We start from the raw sequence: 20,497 nt of genomic DNA, 5'->3' as shown, positions 1-20,497 counted from the left end.
GTTATGTATTTAAAAGTATTAGAGTTATACCGTGCCATGGTGCCGTCTACTTGCGAATGAAGCGAATGTTGGGCACGGTATAGCTGTTACTTTTAAGAGTGTAGGAAAGGAAGAAGGCCAATTGGACAATAACATCAGAAAAATGTCAGCATTGATGAGCATGGATATTTTGCTGACGGGTGTGAGTGTACTGTGGGGGTTTGCGTTACATTGCGGATTTGTATGGACGAACGAGTTGGTCAGGCAATGCCTGAGTTTTGCCCTGCTCGCAATGGCTGTATCGATTATAAGTTTGCATTCTTTTAAGCTTTACCGAAGGGTATGGGTATATGCGAGCATCCAGGAACTGGTCAGCATATTAAAAGCAGTAAGCTGCACGACCATCGTTTCTGTTCTGCTCTGGAACTTGGTATGGGCTCCTGTCCTGCCGCTTTCCTTTGTTATTACTATATTTGAGACGATGCTGCTGACAGTAGGAGGGACAAGATTTGCCCTGCGTATGCTGCGCAAATACCCTTTTGCGGTTGGGCGACGCAGTTCAGTTGCAGTTACGCAGCGTGCGCTTATTGTTGGTGCGGGAAGCTGCGGAAGTGTAATCGCTAGCGAAATGCTGAACCGCCCCGATGAGCACATCGTGCCTGTGGCTTTTGTAGATGACGACGCAGCCAAGCACCGTTATAAAGTGCACGGTGTATCGATAATGGGGAATCGTCACGCCATTCCTGAGCTGGTACGTTCCCTCAGCGTGGACAGCATTATCATTGCAGCTCCCTCTGCGCCAAGACGAGATATTAAGGACATTATCGATATTTGCAAGCAGACTAAGGCGAGATTGCGAACGGTTCCAAGCATCCATGATCTGATACAGGGCAAGGTTACATTGAATGAAATTCGAGATGTGGGGGTAGAGGATTTACTTGGCAGAGAGCCTGTCCGGAAAAATTTAGATGAAATTGCATCCTATCTGCATAATCGAACGGTGCTGATTACAGGTGCAGGAGGGTCGATTGGTGCGGAACTGTGCCGCCAGGCTGCATCGCTCGCACCGAATCGCCTTATTCTGCTCGGTCATGGAGAGAACAGCATCTATCAAATTGAAATGGAGCTGCGCCATAATTATCCGACACTTCTTATTGAGACGATTATTGCGGATATCCAAGACAGAGACAAGATTGAATCGGTATTTGCGTATTACCGTCCTAATGTTGTTTTTCATGCGGCTGCCCACAAGCATGTTCCGCTAATGGAGCGGAATCCTGCCGAGGCAGTAAAAAACAATGTATTTGGCACCAAAAATGTTGCCGAATGCGCAGATTGCTATGATGTTGACTATTTCATGCTGATCTCGACTGACAAGGCTGTCAATCCGACAAGCGTGATGGGAGCGACGAAGCGGGTTGCAGAAATGATTGTGCAGAGCATGAGCGTAACGAGCAAAACGGTATTTACTTCAGTTCGGTTAGGAAATGTGCTTGGCAGCAGGGGGAGTGTCATCCCTCGTTTTAAACAGCAAATTATGGCGGGAGGGCCGGTAACGGTCACGCATCCGGAAATGATCCGATATTTCATGACGATACCCGAAGCCGTTCAATTGGTGATCCAAGCGGGTTCCTTAGCAAAAGGCGGGGAAGTGTTCATTCTGGACATGGGGAAGCCGACGAAAATCGCGGAGCTGGCTAAGGATTTGATTCGTCTTTCCGGGCTCGAGCCGGATGTGGATATTTCAATCGAATACACCGGAATCCGTCCCGGTGAGAAGCTGTATGAAGAGCTTCTTACGGCTGAAGAAGGACTGACCTCTACGAAGCATGATCGCATCTTTATTGGCCGTCCAGCCATCCATTCAAGAGTGATGCTGGAAGCGAACCTGTCAAGGCTGTCTCTTGTACTGACAGATGAAGCAGACCATATCCGCTCTGTGCTGAAGCAGCTTGTTCCCTCTTATGTGCAGTGCATTCCCATCGAGTCTGCGGCTCATCCATCCAATCCATCAGATGAGGAAAAATACGAAGAGATTCCATGGTCGGAAGGGCAGCTTACGCTTGTTTAGCGATGAGCTTGCCGCATGCTGCCGGCTGTAAGCAGGATTAGAAGCAAAACTAAGGAGCTTAAAATCATGGCAGACGGTCATTCTGTGGCTTGGCCACGCAGCAAGGAACAGCAGCATACAGGGCAACGACCAGAGCACTGCATAGAGCAGCAAATCGATCAACCAACAAAGTGGCGCACTGATCACTGCACAGAACAACGAGCAGATCAAGCGGATTACCGTACGGATCACTGCATAGTGCAGCAAACAGAGTCACGTGCCGGTGCATCTCTGGCCCGCTTATTTTCTTGGACGCTAATCGGCAATGTCGTGTATGCAGCATGTCAATGGGCGATGCTTGTTGTGCTGGCGAAGTTCGGGAGTCCAGAGGATGTCGGCATATTTTCGCTTGCTTTAGCTTTGACTGCACCTGTATATTTACTGACAAATTTCCAGCTTCGCGGTATTCTAGCGACTCGAACCAAACCCAATAAGCGTGAGACGGATCCCGGGTCAAGAAGGAAGCTGGAGGAACTAGGTACGGGAACATACGTAGGTTTCCGAATCGTATCCTCTTGTACTGCATTATTGATATCTTTGCTTCTTGCAGTCTGCGGCGGGTACAGCGGGCAAGTATGTAAGGCAATCGTACTCGTTACCTGCGCGAAAACAATCGAAGCCATATGCGATATCGTCTATGGCTGGTGGCAGCAGCACGAGAAGATGCGATGGAGCGCAACATCCTTGCTTTTGCGCGGCGTTTTCTCATTCGTGGTATTTGGCGCGATATACGTATGGATAGGACAGTTAATCCCAGCACTTGTTGGTTACGCCGTTGTCTGGCTGCTCGTTCTGCTGCTGCACGATCTGCCAAGAGCGAAACGCATTGAAGGATTCGGTATCAGCTGGAAAACAGCGGAATGGGGCAGTCTGCTGCGCTATTGTTGGCCAATGGGGGCTGTTATGATGATCGTATCGTTGCAGTCGAACGTACCTCGTTACTTCATTTCACATGTATACGGCAATGAAGAATTGGGCTATTTCTCGGCATTAATGTACGTGATGGTAGCGGGAACGACGATAATTAGCGCCATTGGACAGAGCGCCAGCCCCCGTATAGCTCAGTTGTATGCTTCTGGAGACAAGAAGGGGCTCATTTACCTGCTTCAGCGCATGATTTGGCTGATAGGGGGTGGATCATTCCTGCTGCTGCTGGCCGTTATCCTTGCAGGCAAACCTCTTTTGACGCTCCTGTATAACGCTTCATATGCAGCCTATCAAGACATGTTCGTGTGGATTACCGTTGCTTCAAGCATCGGCTATGCAGCTTCCTTATACGGCTTTGCCTTAACGGCTGCGCGCAAGTTCTGGAGCCAGTTCATGGTAAGCCTAGTTGTGTTGGGCGTACTGCTTGCCTATACGTGGCTCTCGATAATCTTTGAAGGCGGGACAATCCATGCTGCGTACGCACTGGTATGTGCCAACATTGTACAGTTTATAGGAAGTGCATGGCTGCTGCGCAAATCGATTCGCGAGTGCGAATTCATGAAGCAGCTAGGGGTATGATGGTTATGAGTGTGCGAAAAATGTTTGTTGCTGTCCTTATCGGATGCTGTTTAGCGGCCTTGGCTGCTGGAGCACTCCTGATCGTGGGCTTTAAGCAGGAGCCTGTGCTTTGTCACATTGTCTTCATGGTCGCATTGAATCTTCTATTTGGCATCATGTACGTACATAAGGCCCGTATACGTTCGCCCTTCACGGATATTGTCATTGTCATGCTGCTGTTTTTCACACTATATGCGGTCGCGTATCCGCTCGATGATTTGCTCGGTTCGATACAGGATATCTCGGAAGAACAATTGCTGGATAACCTGCAAATCTTCTCTTTAGCAAACTTATGCCTCGTTGCGGGGATGTTTATTGCCGGATGCTTTATGAACTCACCGCGTCGCAATAATGAAACAATCCAACCAGAGAACGCTTTATCTCTTGAGGCAGGTCTAACTTATCCATTTTTGTTTTGGCCGGCGCTGATTGTGTTGTTCATCGGAGCTTGTATCATGATATTTGATTTCAGCCGTTTAGGGGGATGGAGCGTAATCGGCATCTCGAATCGGATGAATAACTTTCAAGCGCAGCGTCAGTTGGAAGGCTTGTCACTTCCTTGGAAATCAATCATGTCAAGCGCGATGCTTATGCTTGCTCTTAGTATTCGGGGAAAATGGCAGTTCCGCTTTTTTCTAATCCTGATGTTTTCGTTTTCGCTGTTTTATTTTATGGGATTGGGTAGCCGAAGCATCATCTTGTCGACCTTCCTGCCAAGTTTAGGTGTGCTGATCGCGAAGGGTTTTATCCCGTTAAACCGCCGCTTGAACCTGCTGTTTTTTATTACGCTGCTTCTCTTGCTCTCTCCTCTTTTCTCTGCCGTTCGTTTAAGTCTGATGGAGGATATCCCGCTAAGTGCATTGCCCGCTAAATATTGGTCTTTTTCCGCAGGGGAAACGGGCTCCTCCTTTCAAGTAACGATGGATATTACGGCAACGAACACATATCCAGAAGCCGATGCAACCTATACGACCGCCGTCGCCTATGTGCTTCCAGCTGCGGTCTATAAGGCTGCATTTGGGCATGCCAAGCCTAAAAATTTGGGCGACTGGTATGTTTGGTATTTCTATCCTTACATCTATGGCGAAGGGGGAGGACGGGGATTTTCCCCAGTTGCGCAAGCATGGATGAATGGACAGTATTCAGGAGTGATGATTGTATTTTTTATCATTGGATTTTTGACGATGAGAATGACGAGGGGCCGCTTGCTGCAATACGTTTGCTTGCCGCTCGTTATTTTGTTTCAGCGCAGTTCATTCCATGCGGTCATGTCTGAGCTGTTATTCAACTTAGCCTTCATCGGCTGCATTATGCTGCTGGCCGCCATCATGCGGAGTCAGCACATTCGCAGGCAGCCAGCACACAGTCGGATGCCGAAAATCATGGTTTAGCTATGACATAGCTTCTTCAGTGTCTGCAGTTCTGTCGTCTAATTCCAAATATGAAAAGCAGTGTCAAATGCTCGAACAAGGGGAATTCATTTATGAATCCATCATCGAATCAACAAGCACGCAAACGGGACTCTGCTTGTAAGCCTCGAGTGATGTATTTCATTACTTCGATGGCAGGAGGCGGTGCTGAGAAGGCCGTCGCTTCCTTATTGCAATGCCATAATTCTGAACAATTCGAGCTTCATTTGCTTGTCAACCGCTTCGAAGGTCCGTACAGTGAACGAATTCCAGCGCATGTGAAGGTGACAGAGCTGGGGGTGCGGAGACTCAAGCATGCTCTTCCTGCTCTCATTCGCTGCCTGTGCGAAATTCGTCCTGATGTTGTTGTATCTCACATGTGGGAGAACAATGTACTGACGATGGCGGCGAATCGCTTCTTGCGCAATTCGTTTGCCGCGATATTGTGTGAGCATAGCGCGATTAGCCGCAAGCGGCGAATCGGGGCGAATCTGCTACGCCGCTGGGCGTACAGCAGGGCTGATGCGGTAATTGGCTGTTCGCAGCATATGGGCGATGAGATTGTTACACTGCTGCAGGTGCCTGTCCATCGGGTGCATGTCATTCCGAATGCAGTGATTGATGAATCTTTTTATAAAAGATTACAGGAACCGAATCCCCACTTATGGATGCACACGCGGGAAGAGGGAGAGCGAGTTCCCGTTGTAGTAGGGGCTGGGAGATTGGTGCCGGAAAAGCGGTTCGATCTGCTTCTGCATGCTATCGCTCGAATAAATGAACGGCAAGCAATTCGCGCGGTCATTATTGGGGAAGGCCATCTGCGCAATGAATTGGAATCTCTTCGTTCTGCGCTTGGACTCGATCATGCGGTCGACTTCCCTGGCTTTACAAAAAATCCTCTGCCGTATATGGCACATGCGGATGTATTCGTACAGACTTCAGATGTGGAGGGGCTTCCGACTGCATTAATCGAGGCGGTGGCTTGCGGCACGCCGGTTGTCGCTACGAATACAGTTGCAGGAACAGCAGAGGTGCTGGATGGAATCGAAGCGGCAGCCCTCATCCCTTGCGGCGATGTAGAGGCGATTATGCAGGCTATTGTTATGCAGCTTCAAGCTCAAGCAATCGATAATCACACAAAGGGGAAGAGACGGCATGCGGCGGCGGAGTGTCCGGTTGCAATGAAGCGATATGTATCGGATCAAGTCACGGAGCAATATTCGAAGCTAATAATGGATATATTGGCGCAGCGGGGCAGGCTGGATTGCATTCAATCTCGCTTTCAATCTCGCACAGCGCCAGATGGAAGGGAGAACAAGCGTGAAATTAGTGTTCGCATATGATGTTGTGGTTGAGCAGGATATTCATGCCAATCGAGTGTATCATAATTATTTTGATTATACGGTCTGGAAGCGTTACTTGAATGTATTCGATGAAGTGACGGTCGCGACACGCGTGAAGCAGCTTGGAGATAAGGAGAAGCCAGCGAATACGAAGCTGTCCAGCGGGGAGCGAGTGATGTTCCAAGCCGTTCCTAACTTAAGTAATCCCATCGCTCAGTTTCAAAATCGAGCACTTGCCAGACACGCCCTCGAGGAGTGTCTGCTGGCGTCAGATGCGCTGATTGCCCGATTGCCTAGTGAGACGGGAGCCGTAGCGATTCAACTGGCAAAGCGTCTGGGCAAGCCGTGGGCAGTCGAAGTGGTGGGCCATGCATGGGATGCATTATGGAACTATGGAACATGGCAGGGCAAAGTGTATGCACCAATTATGACGTGGCGAACGAAGCAACTGGTGAAGCGTGCTCCGTTCGCCCTTTATGTTACGGAACATTTTCTGCAATCCCATTATCCATGCAGGGGGCGCACTACCCATTGCTCGAATGTGGAGATTCCGATTCCGGCTGTCGAGCAGGTTGCGAAGCAATTCACGGCAGGCTCTAAGGATGTCGTTCGTATTGGGCTGGTAGGCTCCATGGCGACGAGGTACAAAGGAATTCATATGGCGCTCCATGCGCTAGCCTCGCTTAAGGATGAGCTGCGCTTTGAATTCCGCATCTTGGGAGAGGGCGACCCAGTGCCTTGGAAGGCGTTGTGTGAACAGTTGGGCATCATCGACCGCGTTCACTTTTATTCGCCGCTGCCTAGCGGAACGGCCGTATTTGAATGGTTGGATGCGCTTGATATGTATATGCAGCCAAGCTTGCAGGAAGGGCTGCCTAGAGCCTTAATCGAGGCAATGAGCCGTGGGCTTCCCGCCATCGGATCGACCGCGGGTGGGATTCCGGAGCTGCTGCCGGAAAAGTGGATCTTTCCAGCGGGGGATGTGAGCGCACTCGCTAGTCGTTTGCGTCGAATGATACGCGAGACTGGAGAGCGTTCTGAAGCAGCAAGAGTAAATTATGAGACTGCGCAGCGATATGCGAAGGAAGCATTGGATCAGAGACGCAGCGACTTTTGGCAGGAGTTTCGAGATTATGCCTTGTCTGGGGTCGATCATTCCGTTATAAGGTTGGTGTAAAGATGACGGTAATTATAACGGGAGCAGCTGGATTTATTGGTTCGCATGTTGCTCGCCGCTGTATGGAGCAAGGGATTCGAGTCGTCGGTGTCGATCAAGTGAATGATTACTATGATCCCGCACTGAAGGAAGCAAGAATCGCCTTATGCGAGCAGGCTGGCGGCGAATTTGAACTGCATCGATTCGGAATCGAGGAGGAAGGCAGGCTTCGCGCGTTGATGGAAGAGGTTCGTCCTGGTGTCGTCGTCCACCTGGCTGCCCAAGCGGGTGTACGGTATAGTCTGCTCAATCCTCGCGCCTATGTTGATTCGAATCTCGTAGGATTCGTAAATGTATTGGAAGCTTGCAGGCATGTATCTGTGCAGCATTTGCTGTATGCATCCTCCAGTTCGGTATACGGTGCAAATAAGAAAATTCCGTTTGATGTGGCCGACCAGACTGATGAGCCGGTCAGCTTGTATGCCGCTACCAAGAAATCGAATGAGCTCATGGCCTATGCGTATAGCCATCTATTCAACATTCCAAGCACGGGGCTGCGATTTTTTACCGTATACGGTCCTTGGGGCAGGCCGGATATGGCATACTACTCCTTTGCGGAACGCATCTCGCAGGGATTGCCGATTCAAGTGTTCAACTATGGCGAGATGCAGCGGGACTTTACGTACATTGACGACATCGTTGGAGGAATCATGAAGCTGTTGAATCGTGCGCCAGCTCGAGAAGGTGAGACGCCTCCGCATCGGGTATACAACATTGGCAATAATCAGCCGGTCTCGCTCATGCGCTTCATCGAGGTGCTGGAACAGTATTTAGGAAAGAAGGCGGTCATTGAGATGCTCCCGATGCAGCCGGGTGATGTTCCTGCCACATACGCGGATATTTCGGCATTGGAGCGAGAGATTGGATATCGCCCTCATACACCGATTGAGGTCGGCTTGAAGCACTTTGTGGATTGGTATGTATCCTATCATCGGAAGGAAGACGCCATATGCTGAAAACAGCCAAGTCCGATGTAAGGGGACGCCAATCCAACACAAGAAAGCCAAGAATTTTACTATCGGTTACGATTGCAGCGAGTGTCAGCTTTTTCGAGGGGCATATTCATGCGTTGATTCATCAAGGCTATGATGTTGCAGTTATATGTGATGATCGGCCTAGTGACGCCCTGCTTGAAGGAGCGGAATATATTCGCGTGCCAATGAAGCGGGAAATCTCGTTACTGTCCGATCTTGCCAGCCTGTTCCATGCAGTCCGGGCAATTCGGCGCTGGAAGCCTGACCTCATCAATACCGGCACGCCGAAGGCCGGACTGATTATGGGGCTGGCTGCTTGGATATGCAGAGTGCCCCATCGCATCTATACATGCCATGGCTTGCGGCTGGAGACGCTTCAAGGTTGGAAGAGAATTATGCTGACCTGGTCGGAGCGGATTTCTGGAAGAGCAGCGCATCAAGTGATTTCGGTTAGCGGCAGCTTGCGCCAGCGATTAATTGCGCTTGGCCTTGCTTCTGCCGATAAGGTGAAGGTGCTGCATCACGGCAGCTGCAAGGGGGTAGACGCTTCAAAGTTCGAGCCTTCGGAAGAGCTGCAAGCTGAAGCAGCGGTTATCCGTCAGCAGTTGAACATCCCTGTGGAGGCCGAGATTATCGGATTTGTGGGCAGACAAACCAGGGATAAAGGCTTGGATCTGTTAGTCGAGGCGTTCTTGCGTGTTCAAGCGCAGTTTCCTCATTTGTATTTATTAATTCTTGGAAATGAAGAAGAAGGCGATCCAATTATGGATCATACAAAGCGTGCAATCGCTCGAGAACCTCGCATTATTTCAGGAGGGTATCAGGAGCGGCTTGCACCTTTTTTTTCGCTGATGACGATGCTCGTTCTCCCTTCTTATCGTGAGGGCTTTGGGAACGTTGTGCTGGAGGCAGGTGCAGCAGGGATTCCGGTCATTGCTTCTGATGTTACGGGTTTGAAAGACGCTGTTGTAAATGGGGTAACCGGCAGTCTCGTACCGGCTGGCGATGTAGAACGAATTGCGGATCAGATACGAGAATTTATACTTTTTCCGCTGATAAGACAGTACATGGGTTCTGTGGCAAGGAAGCGTGTGAAGGAGCATTACAATCCTGCAGATATTATTGCGGCACACGAGGCGTTCTATAGAAGCATGCTTCAATCTACTGCACGGGGAATCAGGCAGAGGGAACTTCCTGCGGAGAGGAAAGGGGAGACGTTGGGATGAAGACGCTGGTAACAGGCGGTGCGGGATTTATCGGGTCACATGTTGTGGAGCGTCTGCTTCAAGCTGGCCATCAGGTCGTCGTTGTTGATAACGGAACGAGCGGGTACTTCGAGAGTATTTCTAGTCATGTACGCTGCTATGAGCTGAATATTGCTTCTGATGAGATGCGAATTTTGTTTGAACGGGAGCGCCCGGAGGCGGTATTCCATTTGGCTGCCCAGAGTGATGTTCAATGCTCGATTCATCAGCCAATTGCAGATGCCAATACGAACATTATCGGCTCAATCAGGCTGATGGAGATGTGCGGCCAATATGGTGTGCGAAAATTCATTTATTCCTCCTCAGCAGCGATATATGGAGAGCCGCAGCATTTGCCCATTCAGGAGCAGCATCCGATTATGCCGCTGTCGCCATACGGATTATCAAAGTATGTCCCGGAACAGTATTTGCGGGTATTGGCAGAACAGTACGGCTATCAATATGTGATTCTGCGTTATGCGAATGTATACGGCGCAAGGCAAATGTCCAAGGGCGAGGGCGGTGTCATATCGATTTTTACCGATCGAGCTGCACGGAATCAAGCGGTCACAATCTATGGAGATGGCAGTCAAACTCGTGATTTTATTCATGTGGACGACGTTGCTGGCGCCAACATTGCTGCACTGGAGACGGATGACAATCTGATCCTCAATATTAGCACCTCACAGCCGACCTCTATTCATGAGCTGTATCGATTGATTCAGCGGATGTGCAACGGTCAAGAGCCGAGGTTCGCTCCTAAAAGAAGCGGGGATATCGATCATAGCTACTTATGTAATACAGAAGCTATGCAGCGGTTGAATTGGCGGCCGCAAGTAAGCTTGTTAGCTGGATTGGAGCGTACGCTTCAATATACGCAAGAAAAACTGGGCGTGGGCAGTTTGCAAAGCGGATCAGATATACCTATGGGCGGGATATTCCCAACTGCATCAGCCATTACTGTATAGCAACGGAGGAGTAAGCAATGCGAATTCGAAAGGCGATAATTCCCGCAGCAGGTCTTGGAACACGGTTCTTGCCCGCCACCAAGGCGCAGCCTAAAGAGATGATGCCTATTGTAGATAAGCCGACGATTCAATATATCGTTGAAGAGGCTACGGCGGCTGGAATCGAAGACATCTTAATTATTAGCGGACGCGGCAAACGCGCCATCGAGGATCACTTCGATAAGACATACGAGCTTGAAGATAATTTAGCTTCCAAGGGAAAGCTGCGAGCACTGGAACAGATCCAAGCGATATCGGAATTAGCTCATATCCACTATATTCGCCAAAAAGAACCACGGGGGCTTGGACATGCGATCTATTGCGCCCGATCCTTCATTGGCAATGAACCATTTGCGGTATTGCTGGGCGATGATATTGTGCAGTCGAGCATTCCGTGTACGAAGCAGTTAATCGAGGTGTATGACCAATTCCAATCGCCTGTTGTTGGCGTTCAATGGGTCGCGGATGCGGATGTCCATAAGTACGGAATTGTTGAGCCGTCGGGGGCATTATTAGGGCCGCATGTCTTGCAGGCGAAGTCCTTCATTGAAAAGCCTGCGCTGCAGGATTCTCCATCTAATTTTGCGATGATGGGGCGTTATATTTTGACCCCGGAAATCTTCGATATTCTCGCTACACAGTCTCCTGGGGCAGGTGGAGAAATTCAGCTGACGGATGCGATTCGGCGATTGCATGATTCACAGACCGTGCTCGCTTATGAATTTGAAGGCATTCGTTATGATATTGGAGATAAATTGGGCTTCTTGCAAGCGACGATTGATTTTGCTTTGCAGCGTCCAGACTTGCAAGCGAGCATATACGCTTATTTGCATCACATCGTCGAGCGTTATGAATGGCTGAAGGAAGTTGGCTCGGAGAAGGGTAAGGAGGTTGTCACGAGATGAATGGACGTTCTATTGCCGTTGTGGGTACGGGGTATGTTGGGCTTGTGTCGGGGGTGTGCTTCGCTCATGTCGGTCATCGTGTCGTGTGCTGCGATATTGATGAGCAGAAGATTGCCATGCTGCAGCGAGGGGAAATTCCTATTTATGAGCCGGGTCTCGATGGGCTCGTCAGGGAGACCGTCGAGGCGGGGAGATTGAGCTTTACATTCAATACTCAGGAAGCGATCCTACAGGCGGATGTCATCTTTATCGCTGTAGGCACCCCGATGAGCGACAGTGGAGAAGCTGACTTAACCTATGTCCGAGATGCTGCTGCCATGATTGCCCGTTATAGCCGCGGCTACAAAATCATCGTCACCAAAAGCACAGTCCCTGTTGGCACGGGGCGCATGTTAGCCGATCTCATTCGACATCAGGCCGCTGCTGATTTTACATTCGATGTTGTTTCGAACCCCGAATTTTTGCGAGAAGGCTCGGCGGTTCATGATTGCTTGAACATGGAAAGGGCGATTATTGGCTCGGACAGCGATTGCGCTTCCCGCATGATCGAGAGCCTGCATGAGCCTTTCGGGACCATTGTGCTGCGCACGTCACTGGAAAGTGCAGAGATGATCAAGTATGCTTCCAACGCCTTTTTGGCGATGAAGATCTCTTACATTAATTCAATCGCGAACTTATGCGAGAAGATGGGCGCCGATGTTCAAGAAGTAGCGCATGGAATGGGATTAGATAGTCGAATCGGCGGTAAATTCCTACAGGCCGGAATCGGATATGGAGGCTCCTGCTTCCCGAAGGATACCTATGCGCTGCGGTATATGGCGAAGCATGCGGAATGCGAATTCCCGATTCTTCATGCGGTAATTGAAACCAATGAGAAGCAGCGTTTGCGAGTGGTGGAGCGGCTGAAGCATGAACTGGGAATGCTGAGAGGCAAACATATCTGTGTGCTCGGATTAGCATTCAAGCCGAATACAAATGACATGCGTGAAGCTCCGTCCTTAACCATTATTCCACTCCTGGAGCGGCAGGGAGCGATTGTTCATACATACGACCCGATTGCCGAGCAGGAGGCGAGGCTGCATCTTGGCGATTCACCGCACTATCATCGCGATGTGTACGCGGCTGTCACGAACTGTGACGCAGCAATCATAGTGACAGAATGGGATGAAATTAAACAAGCCGATCTGGAAATGATACGTGCGCTCATGAAATATCCGCTTGTCGTCGATGGCCGCAATTGTATGAATCCATTAAAGATGGAGGAGCATGGGTTTCAGTACTTTGCAATCGGCAGACCCGCTGTTAGCTGGGGAGAAATGATCAGGCACGAAGTCGTCATTTAATCAAGCAGCAATCGGTAAAATTCAAAAAGGAAGGTGATTATGATATGGGGATGCCTATTTACCTTTCTTCCCCCTCTTTAAGCGGTTACGAAATGCAGTGGATCGGCCAAATGATGCACAGCCAAGGTATCCTTCCCTTTAGTGAAACTGTCCGCCTGTTCGAGCAGGAAATTGCGCATCTTACCGGGACACGAGCTGGTGTCGCTGTGAATTCGGGCACGGCAGCCATTCATCTCGCGCTAAGATTAATCGGAGTTACGCCTGGGGATGAGGTGTTCTGCTCGTCGCTTACGTTCGTAGCCAGTGCGAATCCGATCAGATACTTAGGGGCTACCCCTGTGTTCATTGATTCAGAGCCTGCGACGTGGAATATGTCTCCGATCGCGCTTGAGCGCGCCTTGCTAGAGGCAGAAGCTGAAGGGCGGCTGCCGAAAGCTGTCATTGTTGTCAACTTGTATGGACAGAGTGCGGATTATGAACCAATCGTCAAGCTGTGCTCACAGTATGGGGTTCCCATCATTGAAGATGCGGCAGAATCGCTAGGAGCCACTTATTTAAATGCTCCGAGCGGGTCATTCGGCCAATTTGCCGCCTTGTCATTCAACTGCAACAAAATGATTACGACAGCTGGCGGCGGTATGCTCGTATCAGATGACATCGAGGCACTGCAAAAGGCAAGATTCTATGCATCGCAAGCCAAGGATCGTGCGCCCCACTATCAGCATAGTGAGATGGGCTACAACTACCAGATGAGCAGCCTTGCCGCCGCTATGGGCCGATCTCAGGTTCCGTTCTTGCAGCAATTCATTCAGAAGCGGCGGGCGATTTATCACCGTTATCAGCAAGCATTTGACTCCGCAGCAGGGATCTCAATGATGCCGGAGCATGCAAAGGGTTGGTCAACGCATTGGCTAACAGCGCTTACCATTGATGCAAATACAGGGATCACAGCTGCTGATGTCGTGAAGCAATTATCTGAGCAACAGATTGAATCACGGGTCGTATGGAAGCCGCTCCATCTGCAGCCGTTGTTCGCGGATTGCCGCTATTATCCCCATCAAGAAGATGAATCTGTGTCCGAACGTCTATTCGTAGAGGGGGTTTGTCTGCCTTCCGGAGCAGACTTGCTTGAAGCTGATCAGCAGCGTGTAATTGAGGCTGTCGTTCACATTCTGCAGGGTAATTATGCTGAACTCAAATCCTAGCGAAGAAACCATTCGCACCGTACAGAGGAGAAGAAATATTCATGAAGCGATTACTGGATATTGTGGCTTCACTGATTCTTATTACCTTACTATGCCCTGTCATGCTCATCGTTGCTATGTTGGTAAAGACGAAGCTGGGCTCGCCCGTACTATTTAAGCAGCAGCGGCCAGGGCTGAATATGCAGCCCTTTCATTTATGGAAGTTCCGCACGATGACAGATGCTAGAGACAGCAATGGAGAGCTGCTTCCAGACGCTCAGCGATTGACGCCTTTCGGATTGTGGCTGCGCAAGACAAGTCTTGATGAGCTTCCGCAATTATGTAATGTGCTGCGTGGGGAGATGAGCCTGATTGGTCCCCGTCCATTGCTTATGAAATACAATCCGTATTACGCGGATTGGGAGAAAAAGAGATTTCTCGTTCGTCCAGGGATAACAGGACTTGCTCAGGTGTCTGGGCGAAACTATTTGCCGTTCCAAGAAAGGTTCCAATTGGATGTGCAGTATGTAGAGCACTGGAGCATCTGGCTGGATATCATTATTCTGTTGAAGACAATCCGAATTGTGCTGTTGAGAAAGGATGTCGCGGTTTGCACGAGCTCGGCAGAGCCGGATCTGGATGTGGAACGCAAAATAAGCGGATAGTCGCTGAAAGGGGGATTCGCATTGGAAGATAGATTGAAAAAGAGGCTTATTATTTTTGGAAGCATTGGGGTATCAGTTCAATGCTTGCGCTGGCTGATGGCAAGGGAGGATGTACATATTATAGGTGTTGTGTGCAGCCGTGCCCCGATGTCCGCATGGCGCGCAGCCATCGGAGACGAGGATATGCAGCAAGTGGCGCCGACACTTGGCATTCCACTGCTGACATTGGACGATATACTGCGTCTCGAAGCCGATATCGGTCTTAGTGTTCGATTTCATGAGCTGCTGCGCAGCGAGCATATTGCAAGATTCCGATATGGCGTCGTGAACTTACACGGAGCTCCCCTTCCCGAAATGCGCGGAGCTATGTGTAACATCATGGCTATTCTAGAGAATCGGCAGCAGTTCGGTACGAGCTTACATTGGATGGACGATGGCATTGACTCTGGCAACATTATTGATGTGCGGAGGTTTCCGATCGAGCCGCACCATACGGCATATGATTTGTTTTGCCGAGCCAATGAATTGGGTCTAGAGCTGATCAGGCAATGGCTGCCCTCAATTGTGGAGGGGACAGCTCCTTCTTGTCCTCAGACCGAAGTAGCGAAGGAACTGGGGATCAGTGTCAAGACATATTACAAGAATCAGATTCAGAACTATAAAGAAATTAAGCAAGGGGCAAATCCGAATGAGCTATGGAACACGGTTCGTGCTTTCCATTTCCCAGGCCATACCCCTGCCTACATAAAAACACCATATGGCGATGTCACCTTGCAGGTTGCGAGCGGGAGCGACAACTAATTTTGGAAATGGCGTAGCTTCTTCGAATTTTTGAATCGGCTTATTGCATGATAACGAAGGGAATGAACGGTCATGAATGTACGTTGCTATGATCTCTCTCAAGCAGACGAATGGAATCAAATCATACGTCAGATGCCTTGTGCAGATGTGTATTATTTAGCGGACTATCTGAGAATCTATGAATATAATGGCGATGGGAAGGCGATTCTATTCGTCTATGAAGACGATGATGGAATGATATGCTATCCGTATCTCATGAGGACCATTACAGAATTGCCGTGGCTGCAGGCGCAAGGATGGGATAACCCACTCTACGATATTTCGACAGCTTATGGTTATGGAGGTCCACTATGCAATGCCACAGAGCCCCAGAAGCGAGCACGATTATTTCAAGCCTTTGATCAAGAGTTCGAGAGATGCTGCCGAGAACAGCATATTATTACGGAATTCGTTCGATTCCATCCGCTGCTGGAAGGGTGGAACGATTATACATCCGTATCCCCGCAGTGGATTCGCAATACGATATGCATGGATCTAACACAACCGGAAGAGGAGCGTATTGCAGCTTATACGAAGGGAAATCGCAATCGCATCAGACATGCGCTCAGAAAGGGATTTACCGTCACAACAGCAGGAGAGGAAGGTCTGGAAAAATTCATAAGTCTGTACAAGGCTACAATGGATAAGAAGCAAGCCCTGTCCTACTATTATTTCAATGATGATTTTTTCTATAATACCGTACGTTATTTGCAAGGAAACTATACCTTGATGGAAGTTCGCGATGAAGAGGGCGTTGTTGCGTCGAGTCTATTTTTATACAAGGGAGACTATGCCCACTATCATCTCATGGGATCTGATCGCGACAAGCTGCGGGACTCGCCAGTCAATCTGCTCATTCATGAAGCTGCTGCATGGGCGGCTGCCCAAGGCTGCAAGAAGCTTCATTTAGGCGGCGGTTATACGGGCAATGACGGGCTGTTTCGATTTAAGCAAAATTTTAACGCGCGAAGCAGTACCGATTTTTATATTGGTCGAAGAATTATAAACCACGAAATCTATGATGCATTACTTCGCATGCTCCCCAGTTCAGTCCCCGAGGATTATTTTCCTGCATACCGACATCCTTCACTGAAGAGCATGCTTCCTTCGTACAGCATACGGAGCATTGGGTAACTACTTGTGAAAGGCTAATCAACTAATTCCATTTGGCTTACTCGTGCATACGATAGAGGAAGCATAAACTCTATTTCAAATTAATAGAGAATCCAGATGCTTAGAAGAAGGGGTGTGCAATGCAGAGGACATCAACGCGCATTTGGAAGTGGAGGTTTGCGCTCATAGCATGCATGCTAGTATTCTCGTCATTCTTTGTGCTGGGCAGCGCCCAGACGACGAGTGTATTGGCAGCTGCTAATCCAACGCCGCAAACACCAAAGGCGCAAGGCGTTAGTGTGAAGAAGTTCGGTGCAGTCGGTGACGGAGTAAAGGATGATACAGAGGCATTAGTTAATGCGAGTAAGCTGACAGGGTCGATTTACTTCCCGACGGGCACGTATGTGTTGAAGAGCAGCTTAAGCTTCGGTGAGAATACAACCCTTGTATTTGGTGAAAATGCCCGCATACTGACCAGCACAGGAGTTATTCTTCGCGTAGATGGCTCGCTCAAAGCAGGCTTATACCAAATATTCAGCGGTACAGGAACCGCAGTCGGCCAGGCTAAAAATGTGAAACATGTATATCCAGAGTGGTTTGGGGCAAAAGGCGATGCTGTTGCAGACGACCGTCCTTCCATTCAAGCGGCAGTTAATTTCGCCGGCCAGTTGTCAAAGGGAGGGACCGTGATCTTTTCGGAAGGACGTTACTACATCCTCGGAACGATGACGGCCCCCAAGAAGAATTTTGTATGGTTGAATGGAAACGTATCCTTGTCCGGGAAAGGCATCGTTAAGGTTGCTAATCAAATCGGGACGTATAAGAGTATTTTTGAATATACGGCTCCGGTCAGCAATATTTCCGTAACGAGTCTCACGATTGATTCGAATAGTGCGAACAATCCGCGAACTGGTACTCCTGATTATGCGACGGATGCACGAATCGAAGTTCAGATGACAACAGGGAAAATGGTAAAAATTGACTCTATCACGATAAAAAACAGCCTTGCTGTCCAATCATTAATGTTGAATGCGGTATCCAATGTAACGGTTACGAATAGTTCCTTCTTGCAGATGGGGGCGAATACCAATCTGTTCTTTGATACTTCCGCGATTTATATTGTCGGAGACAATTCTACGGTTGCGAATAACCAGTTTGAAGCAACTGGGTCTGGGGCGAACACGGCGATCGAAGTTCATGGTACTACGAAGACGGTAAAGGGCAATGTAATAAAGAAGTATCGAACGGGAATATTGTATGCAACAGAAACGAATCCCAATGAAGAGAATCGAGATTCATTGCTTACAAACAATCAAATGCTGGATACGATATTCGGCATGAGCTTATGGGCAGTGAACGGCAATATTTCGAACTTAACAATTGAGAACAACTATATCCGCGTGCACGCCGCAGGCGGAGGAAACTACGTCCCGGATGAACAGGCATCAGGCGTTCAGTTTTATAATCCGAGCACATATAAATGGAGTAACATCGTCATACGAAGCAATACAATTGATTTCGTAAATCCCGGCAACGGTTACATGACAACGAATCAGCATGCTGCGGGCATTGACTTAGCCTTGTACGGAAGCGGGACGAATGTAGATGGTCTCCTCATCGCAAATAACTTTATTCGCAACGCTTATGCGAACGGCATATCATGGAGCATACTCGGGCCTCAATCTGGTGTGATTGTGGAGCGCAATACAATTGTGAATCCTGGTTCCTTATATAATGGCAATTCTGGCTATAGTTCTGGCATTGCATTGTATGGCAATCGTTCCTTCATTTCCTGCTATGTACGCAACAATTCCATTTCAGATGATCGAATACCGGCGAAAATGTATACCGGATTGCTGTTATACAGTCCAGGAACGTACGACAATGCGGCAACACAGCTGTATTGGCAAAATAACTCGATTGTTTCCAACTCTCCTCTTCTTAGCGGCAAAACGATGGTCGCGCAGGGCAATACACCGATCATACAGACTACGCCGTTCTAATTCCAATGTTCACAGCTCCATTCTTCATGATCAGATCGCAGGCCCGCCATAATATGCAAGGAGCCGCTTCAGTGGCTCCTTATTGCTCTGGAATGGGGTGTGTTCATGAAAGTCAGTCAGACAGCTTTATCTGAAGTGCTTTTAATAGAACCGACAGTGTTTGAAGACGAACGAGGCTTCTTTATGGAAAGCTACCATGCCGATAAGTGGAGGCAGCTAGGCGTAGATTATTCGTTTGTGCAGGATAACCACTCCTTGTCCGTAAGAGCGGGCACACTTCGCGGCTTGCACTATCAATTGGAGCCGTATGCGCAAACGAAGCTGGTGCGAGTCGTTGCGGGGGCTATCTATGATGTCGCAGTGGATATTCGCCAAGGCTCACCAACTTTCGGACAGTGGGTTGGCGTCATCTTAAGTGCGTCCAATCATCGTCAGCTCCTTATACCTCAAGGCTTCGCACACGGATTCTGTACCCTTGTTCCGAACACCGAAGTGCTGTACAAGGTGGACGCTCCTTATCATGCGGCATCCGACCGAGGCATAGCATGGAATGATCCTGCAATCCATATTGCCTGGCCTGTAAATGAGCCCATCTTGTCTGAGAAGGATGGCAAGCATCCGTTATTGAACGACGCTAAGCTCCCTAGCGGGTTATCAGCCTTGCATGCTCGCGATAAAGGTGGTGCTGCCGAATGAACAAGGAAGATATGAAGGTGCTGGTTACAGGAGCGGGCGGACAGTTCGGGATGGAAATGTTGATCGTGCTGCATCGCCAAGGCATTCCAGCAGTCGGTTATGGACACGGTGACATGGATGTAACGGATGAAGAACAAGTGATGAAGGTGATGGAAACAGTTCGCCCGACTCATGTTATTCACGCCGGTGCATATACGAAGGTGGATATGGCCGAGTCCGATCCCGATCAGGCATATCGCGTGAATGCCTTTGGTACGCGCAATGTGGCTGTAGCGGCCAGCCGTATCGGGGCCGCACTAGTATATATCAGTACAGACTACGTGTTCGATGGAAAAAGTGATAGCCCGTACAACGAATTCCATCCTGTTCGACCAATCAATGTATATGGGCGTTCGAAGTGGGAAGGCGAGCGATTCGTACGGAATCACCATTCAGCCGCTTTTATTATACGCACCTCTTGGGTATTCGGCATTTACGGAGACAACTTTGTCAAGGCGATTATAAGGAAGGCAAGTACGGAACAGGTGCTGCAAGTTGTCCATGACCAGGTGGGGGCGCCAACATATGCGCTTGATTTGGCGGAGAAGATTGTTGAACTGCTCTTCACTAGCAAATATGGAACCTATCACATTACGAACAGTGGAAGCTGCTCATGGCATGAATTTGCCGCTGCGATTATTAAGGAGGCAGGGCTGAATGCTGTCGTACGTGCGGTGCCAACCTCCGAGTTCCCGCGACCTGCCCGCAGACCAAAATATTCGGTGCTGGAGCCGCTAGCATTGAGACTGAATGGATTTTCTCCTCTTAGGCATTGGAATGAGGGGTTACGGCATTTTTTGCAGAAGGATACCCAACCTGAGCAGTAAGTAAAGTATGGAATTGCCCAAGGGGACACATTGAATATAGCTGGAAAGATGGTTG

The 20,497-nt window shown here is 49.2% G+C and carries 17 protein-coding genes; all 17 read left to right on the top strand.

Going from position 1 to position 20,497, the window contains the following annotated elements; genetic code table 11:
• Nucleotides 1–121 precede the first annotated feature (121 nt).
• The 17 genes from NO352_RS18350 (at nucleotide 122) to rfbD (ending at nucleotide 20,442) form a co-directional block, all read left to right on the top strand.
• The gene (locus tag NO352_RS18350) at nucleotides 122–2,050 is read left to right on the top strand and encodes a polysaccharide biosynthesis protein (RefSeq protein WP_289356393.1); all 1,929 of its coding nucleotides are present in this window, start codon (nucleotides 122–124) and stop codon (nucleotides 2,048–2,050) included.
• A gap of 66 nt (nucleotides 2,051–2,116) precedes the next feature.
• Nucleotides 2,117–3,595, top strand: coding sequence for a lipopolysaccharide biosynthesis protein (locus NO352_RS18345; protein WP_289356392.1), 1,479 nt, complete (start codon nucleotides 2,117–2,119; stop codon nucleotides 3,593–3,595).
• A gap of 5 nt (nucleotides 3,596–3,600) precedes the next feature.
• Entirely contained in the window at nucleotides 3,601–5,025 is a 1,425-nt protein-coding gene (gene wzy, locus NO352_RS18340; RefSeq protein WP_289356391.1) for an O-antigen polysaccharide polymerase Wzy, read from the top strand.
• 92 nt (nucleotides 5,026–5,117) lie between these two features.
• Nucleotides 5,118–6,386 carry a glycosyltransferase gene (locus tag NO352_RS18335; RefSeq protein WP_289356389.1) on the top strand — a complete coding sequence of 423 codons (1,269 nt, stop codon included), beginning with the start codon at nucleotides 5,118–5,120 and terminating at the stop codon, nucleotides 6,384–6,386.
• Nucleotides 6,364–7,563, top strand: coding sequence for a glycosyltransferase family 4 protein (locus NO352_RS18330; protein WP_289356388.1), 1,200 nt, complete (start codon nucleotides 6,364–6,366; stop codon nucleotides 7,561–7,563). The genes NO352_RS18335 and NO352_RS18330 overlap by 23 nt, the downstream gene beginning before the upstream one ends.
• Nucleotides 7,564–7,565: 2 nt before the next feature.
• Nucleotides 7,566–8,558 carry an NAD-dependent epimerase gene (locus NO352_RS18325; protein ID WP_005542592.1) on the top strand — a complete coding sequence of 331 codons (993 nt, stop codon included), beginning with the start codon at nucleotides 7,566–7,568 and terminating at the stop codon, nucleotides 8,556–8,558.
• Nucleotides 8,552–9,802 (top strand): glycosyltransferase family 4 protein, encoded by a 1,251-nt coding sequence (locus NO352_RS18320; protein WP_289356386.1) that lies wholly within the window; start codon nucleotides 8,552–8,554, stop codon nucleotides 9,800–9,802. The genes NO352_RS18325 and NO352_RS18320 overlap by 7 nt, the downstream gene beginning before the upstream one ends.
• Nucleotides 9,799–10,788: an NAD-dependent epimerase/dehydratase family protein gene (locus tag NO352_RS18315; protein ID WP_005542590.1), complete on the top strand. Its 990-nt coding sequence runs from the start codon at nucleotides 9,799–9,801 to the stop codon at nucleotides 10,786–10,788. Before NO352_RS18320 ends, NO352_RS18315 begins: the two co-directional genes overlap by 4 nt.
• Nucleotides 10,789–10,805: 17 nt before the next feature.
• On the top strand, nucleotides 10,806–11,732 hold the full coding sequence (gene galU, locus NO352_RS18310) for a UTP--glucose-1-phosphate uridylyltransferase GalU (protein WP_289356385.1): 927 nt from the start codon (nucleotides 10,806–10,808) through the stop codon (nucleotides 11,730–11,732).
• A complete protein-coding gene (locus NO352_RS18305; protein ID WP_289356384.1) occupies nucleotides 11,729–13,075 on the top strand; it encodes a UDP-glucose dehydrogenase family protein in 1,347 nt (448 codons plus the stop codon). Before galU ends, NO352_RS18305 begins: the two co-directional genes overlap by 4 nt.
• Before the next feature lie 44 nt (nucleotides 13,076–13,119).
• On the top strand, nucleotides 13,120–14,280 hold the full coding sequence (locus tag NO352_RS18300; RefSeq protein WP_289356383.1) for a DegT/DnrJ/EryC1/StrS family aminotransferase: 1,161 nt from the start codon (nucleotides 13,120–13,122) through the stop codon (nucleotides 14,278–14,280).
• 41 nt (nucleotides 14,281–14,321) lie between these two features.
• Nucleotides 14,322–14,924 carry a sugar transferase gene (locus NO352_RS18295; protein WP_005542585.1) on the top strand — a complete coding sequence of 201 codons (603 nt, stop codon included), beginning with the start codon at nucleotides 14,322–14,324 and terminating at the stop codon, nucleotides 14,922–14,924.
• A 21-nt stretch (nucleotides 14,925–14,945) separates the two neighbouring features.
• Nucleotides 14,946–15,725, top strand: coding sequence for a formyl transferase (locus tag NO352_RS18290; RefSeq protein ID WP_005542584.1), 780 nt, complete (start codon nucleotides 14,946–14,948; stop codon nucleotides 15,723–15,725).
• 72 nt (nucleotides 15,726–15,797) lie between these two features.
• On the top strand, nucleotides 15,798–16,898 hold the full coding sequence (locus NO352_RS18285; RefSeq protein ID WP_005542582.1) for a lipid II:glycine glycyltransferase FemX: 1,101 nt from the start codon (nucleotides 15,798–15,800) through the stop codon (nucleotides 16,896–16,898).
• Between the two features lie 119 nt (nucleotides 16,899–17,017).
• Complete coding sequence (locus NO352_RS18280; protein ID WP_289356381.1) at nucleotides 17,018–18,880, top strand: glycosyl hydrolase family 28-related protein; 1,863 nt, start codon at nucleotides 17,018–17,020, stop codon at nucleotides 18,878–18,880.
• A gap of 105 nt (nucleotides 18,881–18,985) precedes the next feature.
• Nucleotides 18,986–19,576 carry a dTDP-4-dehydrorhamnose 3,5-epimerase gene (rfbC, locus tag NO352_RS18275; protein ID WP_040734809.1) on the top strand — a complete coding sequence of 197 codons (591 nt, stop codon included), beginning with the start codon at nucleotides 18,986–18,988 and terminating at the stop codon, nucleotides 19,574–19,576.
• Nucleotides 19,573–20,442, top strand: coding sequence for a dTDP-4-dehydrorhamnose reductase (gene rfbD / locus NO352_RS18270; protein WP_005542576.1), 870 nt, complete (start codon nucleotides 19,573–19,575; stop codon nucleotides 20,440–20,442). The genes rfbC and rfbD overlap by 4 nt, the downstream gene beginning before the upstream one ends.
• Nucleotides 20,443–20,497 lie beyond the last annotated feature (55 nt).

This window comes from Paenibacillus sp. S-12, assembly GCF_030363895.1.
In the GTDB taxonomy this organism is placed as follows: Bacteria; Bacillota; Bacilli; order Paenibacillales; family Paenibacillaceae; genus Paenibacillus_B; species Paenibacillus_B alvei.
Note: the sequence above shows the minus strand (reverse complement) of the source record. Positions and strands in the feature narration are given on the sequence as shown.

Excerpts from the sequence above, each read along its gene's own strand:
- NO352_RS18345 (WP_289356392.1), top strand. The coding sequence starts at position 2,117 with ATGGCAGACGGTCATTCTGTGGCTTGGCCACGCAGCAAGGAACAGCAG.
- wzy (WP_289356391.1), top strand. The coding sequence starts at position 3,601 with ATGAGTGTGCGAAAAATGTTTGTTGCTGTCCTTATCGGATGCTGTTTA.
- NO352_RS18335 (WP_289356389.1), top strand. The coding sequence starts at position 5,118 with ATGAATCCATCATCGAATCAACAAGCACGCAAACGGGACTCTGCTTGT.
- NO352_RS18325 (WP_005542592.1), top strand. The coding sequence starts at position 7,566 with ATGACGGTAATTATAACGGGAGCAGCTGGATTTATTGGTTCGCATGTT.
- NO352_RS18320 (WP_289356386.1), top strand. The coding sequence starts at position 8,552 with ATGCTGAAAACAGCCAAGTCCGATGTAAGGGGACGCCAATCCAACACA.
- NO352_RS18315 (WP_005542590.1), top strand. The coding sequence starts at position 9,799 with ATGAAGACGCTGGTAACAGGCGGTGCGGGATTTATCGGGTCACATGTT.
- galU (WP_289356385.1), top strand. The coding sequence starts at position 10,806 with ATGCGAATTCGAAAGGCGATAATTCCCGCAGCAGGTCTTGGAACACGG.
- NO352_RS18305 (WP_289356384.1), top strand. The coding sequence starts at position 11,729 with ATGAATGGACGTTCTATTGCCGTTGTGGGTACGGGGTATGTTGGGCTT.
- NO352_RS18300 (WP_289356383.1), top strand. The coding sequence starts at position 13,120 with ATGGGGATGCCTATTTACCTTTCTTCCCCCTCTTTAAGCGGTTACGAA.
- NO352_RS18295 (WP_005542585.1), top strand. The coding sequence starts at position 14,322 with ATGAAGCGATTACTGGATATTGTGGCTTCACTGATTCTTATTACCTTA.
- NO352_RS18285 (WP_005542582.1), top strand. The coding sequence starts at position 15,798 with ATGAATGTACGTTGCTATGATCTCTCTCAAGCAGACGAATGGAATCAA.
- NO352_RS18280 (WP_289356381.1), top strand. The coding sequence starts at position 17,018 with ATGCAGAGGACATCAACGCGCATTTGGAAGTGGAGGTTTGCGCTCATA.
- rfbC (WP_040734809.1), top strand. The coding sequence starts at position 18,986 with ATGAAAGTCAGTCAGACAGCTTTATCTGAAGTGCTTTTAATAGAACCG.
- rfbD (WP_005542576.1), top strand. The coding sequence starts at position 19,573 with ATGAACAAGGAAGATATGAAGGTGCTGGTTACAGGAGCGGGCGGACAG.